The sequence below is a fragment of the Marinobacter sp. MBR-105 genome (assembly GCF_053628895.1).
On the sequence record NZ_JBRJHG010000035.1, the window covers coordinates 1 to 5941 of the forward strand.

6 protein-coding genes are annotated in these 5941 nt (G+C 56.2%); 2 read left to right on the plus strand and 4 right to left on the minus strand.

What is annotated here, in order from left to right; translation table 11 throughout:
- The 4 genes from ACSSVV_RS20655 to ACSSVV_RS20670 form a co-directional block, all read right to left on the minus strand.
- The coding region (locus ACSSVV_RS20655; RefSeq protein ID WP_454106943.1) for a PepSY domain-containing protein at positions 1-1502 on the minus strand (1502 nt) is incomplete at its 3' end.
- 19 nt (positions 1503-1521) lie between these two features.
- Entirely contained in the window at positions 1522-1995 is a 474-nt protein-coding gene (locus tag ACSSVV_RS20660; RefSeq protein WP_113879280.1) for a DUF2271 domain-containing protein, read from the minus strand.
- Between the two features lie 55 nt (positions 1996-2050).
- Positions 2051-2437 (minus strand): PepSY domain-containing protein, encoded by a 387-nt coding sequence (locus ACSSVV_RS20665; protein WP_113879279.1) that lies wholly within the window; start codon positions 2435-2437, stop codon positions 2051-2053.
- A gap of 76 nt (positions 2438-2513) precedes the next feature.
- The gene (locus tag ACSSVV_RS20670; RefSeq protein ID WP_113879278.1) at positions 2514-3830 is read right to left on the minus strand and encodes a ferredoxin reductase family protein; all 1317 of its coding nucleotides are present in this window, start codon (positions 3828-3830) and stop codon (positions 2514-2516) included.
- A gap of 167 nt (positions 3831-3997) precedes the next feature.
- Between ACSSVV_RS20670 and ACSSVV_RS20675 the strand changes: the two genes are divergently transcribed.
- Positions 3998-4663 carry a response regulator gene (locus ACSSVV_RS20675; RefSeq protein ID WP_113879277.1) on the plus strand — a complete coding sequence of 222 codons (666 nt, stop codon included), beginning with the start codon at positions 3998-4000 and terminating at the stop codon, positions 4661-4663.
- Positions 4653-5941: ATP-binding protein (locus ACSSVV_RS20680; RefSeq protein ID WP_454106944.1), on the plus strand; the 1289-nt coding region annotated here is incomplete at its 3' end. The genes ACSSVV_RS20675 and ACSSVV_RS20680, both read left to right, overlap by 11 nt.

Here is a 5941-nt window from a genome sequence, read left to right on the forward strand (position 1 = left end):
ATCCCGTAATCCGCCCTTTCTACCAGTTCCAGTTTGACCGTTGCTGGCTGCAATGCACAGTAGTTCAAGAAAAGCGGAGTACCGATAACCTCACCCACCCGGTTTCCCCACTCACTGAATTGGGCGGCAGAACACCGGTCAATCAACTCAATGGCGAGCAATCGGTTCATGCCTTTACGGGCGAGCACTGCATCCACCTCTAAGGCAAACTGACAGTAGCTCGGAAACTGCCGGTCACCAAAACCCAGCACCGCGTATCGCAGATTCTTCTCAGCACGGAAATCACCGATCCTGGCCATAAACCGGCGTGCCGATGCGGGGGCATCACCATCGCCGTATGTAGATGTCAGCACGAAAAGCATGGAAGCATGCGGATACCGCTCAGCGAGCGCATTCATTTCGCTGCAATGCACACGGAAACCGGCTTTATTCAGACTGCTATGGAGTTCCCGGGCAAATCCCCAGGTGGTATTACCTTCGGAGCCGACCAGGATAACCGTATCCGCCTGAGCGGGATCGGCATTGTCAGGAAGCTGTCCTGACGACCGGCGACGCTGCCACCAGATGGTTGCGCCCGTTACCGAGAGAACGGGCACAGTCATTGCCGCAGCGCCAAGAATCAGCCCCAGCCACCATAGTCCTTCGCCGGTGTGCAAACGGATAATCCAGTGCTGCAGTATGCTACCGTCAGAGCGCGGTTGGAACTGCAGCAACTCGCCCGTTGCCTGGTCCACAAAACCGGAGCCGCCGGAGGTTGAAAGAGAATAGACATCCTGCGGATCACCGGGATAGGGAAACACCAGTTCCCGGAGTTCGCCGAGATCGAAATTGCCTAGGGCTTTTAAGGTGCCCACAGGCGATGGTTGCCCGCCCGAGACATCAGCCGGAAACCTCGGCCCGGTGTCAGGCGCTTCAGCCAGCAAATCAAAGCGCTGTGCCGACATATAGCTACCGGTCAGCGCGGATAACAGTAGGCCGAGCACGGCAAACCGAGCCAATTCGGCATGGATCCGTTTCCCGCCAGAGCCGGAAAGCGGTCTTAATATATTCTTCCAGCCGCCAGTACGCCGGGCTATCAACAATATTCCCGAAAGACACAGAAGTACCATCAAAACAGCCAATACGCCGGCCAGCGCTCTACCGGCATCATCCAGCATAAACGCACGGTGCAGATCCTTGATCCAGCTAAAGAATGCGGAAGGTTCGTAGGGTGCCGTGCCCTCACCTGTCACCGGATTCACCAGATCCGCACCGGCCTGGCCGTCACGGCTGTAATAGACGATGACCTTGCCGGAAGGCTCTCGCACAATCTGCTCAGTCCCGGGATAATGAGCAACAATCCGGTCAGCCAGCTCGGCGATACTGACTTCACCGGATGCCGGAATGACCGCTGAGGCTCTTTCCAGCGCCGGCGCCAAAGCCAACACAGCACCCGTGACTGAGAGAACCATCAGAAACAAACCAGCAAGCAGGCCCGGTAAGCTGTGGAACTTGCGCAACATAGCCGATGCTCCTGGTGGATTATTGAAGCTCGTAGGTAAGAGCGCGCACGTAACCGCGCCCGGAAACCGGCTTCCCGGAACCTTCAGTGGTCAGGGGGGCTACGACATCAGCTCGAATATCGCGCATATCCTCAACGGCAGAGTCGACTCGAACCTCATAACCGTTGTCGATCAGCGAATCATCGAGGTTCAGAGTGATTTTCAACGTACGGCCACTGGTGACACTGGCACCGGTCAAGCCGTCATACTCTGCCGGATCAAGCCCACTGCCGCGGGCCCAGCCTCCCAGGTGCTTGTAGTATTTAGATTTCTTCCCTGAAACCCAAAGGGTACCCTGATACTCTCCGCGGGCATCGGTAAGATACAGTGCCAGATAGGCTCCATCTCCACCGTAATTCTGTAGTTCCGTAGTGAAGGTCACCTCGCGGGCCTGGACGAATACCGGTAAAGCCAGGGTGGCAAAAAGGCTGCAAGTGAGAACGAACGTTTTCATAACTGGTCTCCGAAAAACCTGATGAACGTTGGATGAACAGGGCAAGTTCACTCGGTTACTCAACGGTCACCGTAGGGTGGCCCTTGACGATGCCGTTGCGTGGCCCCTGACTTTTGCCATTGTCCTGTCGATTTTTCGTGTTCCTGTTGCCGTGGTCTCTGTCATCATCGTCAGTGTCTTCACGTTCCCACTCCATCATTATCAGTGAAGCGGGCGCGAAAGAGGCTTCTGCCCTGACCCCATCGGCATCGAGGCCCCGGACTTCATAACAACCGTCGTCAACCTTTATTCGGTGAACTGTCCAGCCTTCGGCTTCCAGCTTTTCACGCAGATTTTCACGGGGCTGCCAACTCGCCACCGGATCATCGCAGTCGTCATCGGCCAGTACGGTGCTACTCAGAAGTAACAAAGACAGGCTCAGAATAATGGGTTTGGTCTTCATGATGTCTCTCCTGCTTGTTGCGTTAAATCCACTTTAAGGCGCTAACCTGACAACGACCTGAACAAACGAAGCTATTTCAGCGGAACTGAAAAGCCTCTTTATGAAAGCGAGTAAGGCGGAAGGGTGCCGCGTGCAAGCCTTTTCTTATGGCTTGACCCAATCCCACCGGGCCGCAGAACCAGACCTCTGCGCGTGCAGCCGAGCGTTGGTTCCTAGACAACGCCTCGGCAGACAACGCCTGCCCCTTGCTGCTGTCATGAATCTCGAGATGAATCCCGGGAAAGCCATCGCAAAGCGTCCGAAGTCGATCCACCATGGGATCCCGGCCGGCGTTGCGCGTGCAGTAATGTAGATCGGCTTCCGGCACGGTGGCATCGTTGGCGCTGCTTAGGGCTTCGAGCCAGGCCAGGAACGGCGTAATCCCGATGCCACCGGCTATCCAGATCTGGTGGGATTTGCGGTTTCGGCGCTCGAAGTTAAAGCAGCCGTAAGGGCCTTCTATCTTCACAGTTTGCCCCGCTCTGATTTTTTGGCTCAGATTGCGGGTGAAGTCGCCGAGCGATTTAATGATGAACGTAACCGTGCCATTTTCCCTATCGGCACTGGCAATCGTGAACGGGTGCGCGCCCTCTAGTCGGTCGAAGGTCACAAAGGCGAATTGCCCCGCACGGTGACCGGGCCATGCCGGCCCCATGTGGCAGGTAATTTCGGTAACATCCTGATCCGGTGTTTTGATCGCGGTGACCGTGCCGCGAACCTGGCGACGACGGCCAACTCTGCCGGCCAGGGATAGCCCGCTGGCGATGCTGCCGCCAAAGAGCAAAATGGCCATCAGCACACCGATTGGCTGCTGCCACCATTGCAGCGGAGTAAGCCACGCCGCGTGGAAAGCGAGCAACAGATAAAGCACCGGCATGCCGCGATGCAAATAGCGCCAGTATTTGTAGGGGAACTTGCGCAACAAGGTGATCAGCAGCATGGCGAACAGCAGATAGATGGCGAACTCCCCTACCTCTTCCGCCGCATCGCGCATGGTGTCGATGAACCCGGAATAATCCTGATCGTGCAGCTTGCCGGCTTTTCCGAACACCGACTCTATTACATCGTCACCCATTTCAATCAGCCAATGGGCGGCGGCGAATACCACGGCCAGAATTCCTGCCCATTTGTGGGTGCGATAGATTTGATCCAGCCCACCCATCGGTCTCTCCAACCAGGCTGGGCGCAGTGCCAACATCATGGTCAGTGACATCAGAGCAATGGATAACAACCCACTGAGCAGCAGGCTCTGGTCATAGACTGCCCAGGGAGAACCGGCCCCAGGACCTGCAAAGAGGCTCCAGGCCCATAGGCCTGAAACCAACACTATGAAAGGTAAAATTATCCGCATCATCACATCTCCTGCGATTGGCCCCTGGAATATTCCCTTGAAGGCTAGCGTCCAAACCTGACAGCCAGCTGAAGGCCGGTGGAGAGAGATCGAAGCGTTATTGACCATTCAGGCTGTTGTCAGGTTCGAGCTGTAGTATCTTGATTTCAGGGCTGGGTCAGAGGTGAACGATGCGGGTACTTTTGGTGGAGGATACGGTGGGATTGGGCGAGGCGGTCCGGGATCAGATTGCTGACGACGGCCACGCCGTGGACTGGGTGCAAACGCTGGGCTTTGCTGAGGCGAGTGTCAGGACTACAGCCTACGACCTGATTCTGCTGGACCTGATGCTACCCGACGGCCATGGCTTCGGCTTTTTGCGAACGATCCGGGCTACCGGAATAACAACACCGGTGATCATTCTTACCGCCAGGGATCAGGTGTCTGACCGGATTGAAGGATTGAATACCGGTGCTGACGACTACCTGGTCAAACCCTTTGATCTTTCGGAGTTGTCGGCCCGCGTGGCCGCGGTGGCTCGCCGATATCGCGGCAATCCAAGCCCGATCATACAAGTGGGCGAGCTGATGATTGATCTTGGCGATCACCGCATCAGTCGCAACGGCCTGCCGGTAGAACTTACGGCACGGGAGTGGGCCTTGTTTGAGGGCTTTATCCAGCGACCCGGAATGCTGTTATCGCGATCGCAACTGGAGGACCGTCTATACGCTTTCGGGGCCGAAATCGAAAGTAACACCATCGAAGTTTACGTCAGCCGTCTGCGTAAAAAACTGGGGCGGGACGCTATCGTAACCGTCAGGGGGATGGGCTATCGCCTGGAAACACATGACCACTAGAACCAGCCTGCAGAAAACACTCGGTATCGGCCTGACACTCGGTGTCACCCTACTCTGGCTGTTGGGCGTGACCGCTTCGGGACTGGTGGCGCAGCACGAAATGAACGAGGTCTTTGACAGCGCCCTGGAAGAAACCGCGCAGCGCATCCTGCCACTGGCGGTCACCGACATCCTGAACCGGGAGAACGATGCCGGTAACCAACGGGCCCCAGCCCTGAAAGACCATGATGAATACCTCACCTATTTGGTACGGGACGAAGATGGAAATATTCTGCTCCAGTCCCACGATGCCGACCCTCGCGTGTTTAGCACAATCCCCGTGGAAGGATTTTCAGATACCCTGACCCACCGGCTATATGGCGTATCTGCTGTGAGCAATACGATCTATCTTGAAGTGGCTGAGCCCCTGGCGCACAGGCGTGAATCCGCCCTGGAGGCGGGTTTGGCCTTGCTGATGCCCTTAGTGGTTCTGATTCCGGTGAGTCTTTTGGGTATTTGGTGGATCGTACGGCTTTCGCTTCGCACAGTGGTCGACTTTCAACAAGATCTCGAATCCCGCGGCGCGGGAGATCTTTCCCCTGTCGTAGAAGAGCAGTTACCCCGTGAATTTGAACCAATCGCCGGTGCCATCAACCGGCTGCTTGAGCGTTTGCATCGTGCTCTCGAATCAGAACGCAGCTTTACCGCCAACAGTGCCCATGAACTGCGAACTCCCCTGGCAACAGCGCTTGCCAAAGTGCAGCGGCTGAAAACCAGAATGCCCGATGATTATCTCAAGAATGATGTTGCAGAAATTGAAGAAGCGTTACGCAGTCTCTCGGTGCTGTCCGGAAAACTGCTCGAGTTGGCAAAAGCAGAAGGTGGCGGTGCACTCTCACAAAGCCAGCAGGATCTTGTGCCCATCCTCGCGATGATTGCCCGGGAATTTGAGGACCATGCACCCGGGCGAGTTGTTTTATCCTTGCCGGAGCGCGAAGTGAACTCCTTTCTTGATCCCGATGCCTTCGCCATCCTGGTGCGTAACCTGATTGAGAATGCGCTTAAGCATGGCTCCCGTAGGGAGCCGGTGGAGATCAACCTGAACGATAATGGCATTCTAAGAATCTCCAATGGTGGTGAAAGGGTGCCACCGGAACAGCTCGCTCTTTTAAGAAACCGTTTTGCACGCGCCAGAACGGATGCAGCAGGTTCTGGCCTGGGCCTCGCGATTGCCGATGCGATTGCTAAAGGTGCCGGCATGACCCTGCATCTCAGATCGCCGGCAACAGGACGGCAGGA

Excerpts from the sequence above, each read along its gene's own strand:
- ACSSVV_RS20665 (WP_113879279.1), bottom strand. The coding sequence starts at position 2,437 with ATGAAGACCAAACCCATTATTCTGAGCCTGTCTTTGTTACTTCTGAGT.
- ACSSVV_RS20670 (WP_113879278.1), bottom strand. The coding sequence starts at position 3,830 with ATGATGCGGATAATTTTACCTTTCATAGTGTTGGTTTCAGGCCTATGG.
- ACSSVV_RS20660 (WP_113879280.1), bottom strand. The coding sequence starts at position 1,995 with ATGAAAACGTTCGTTCTCACTTGCAGCCTTTTTGCCACCCTGGCTTTA.
- ACSSVV_RS20675 (WP_113879277.1), top strand. The coding sequence starts at position 3,998 with ATGCGGGTACTTTTGGTGGAGGATACGGTGGGATTGGGCGAGGCGGTC.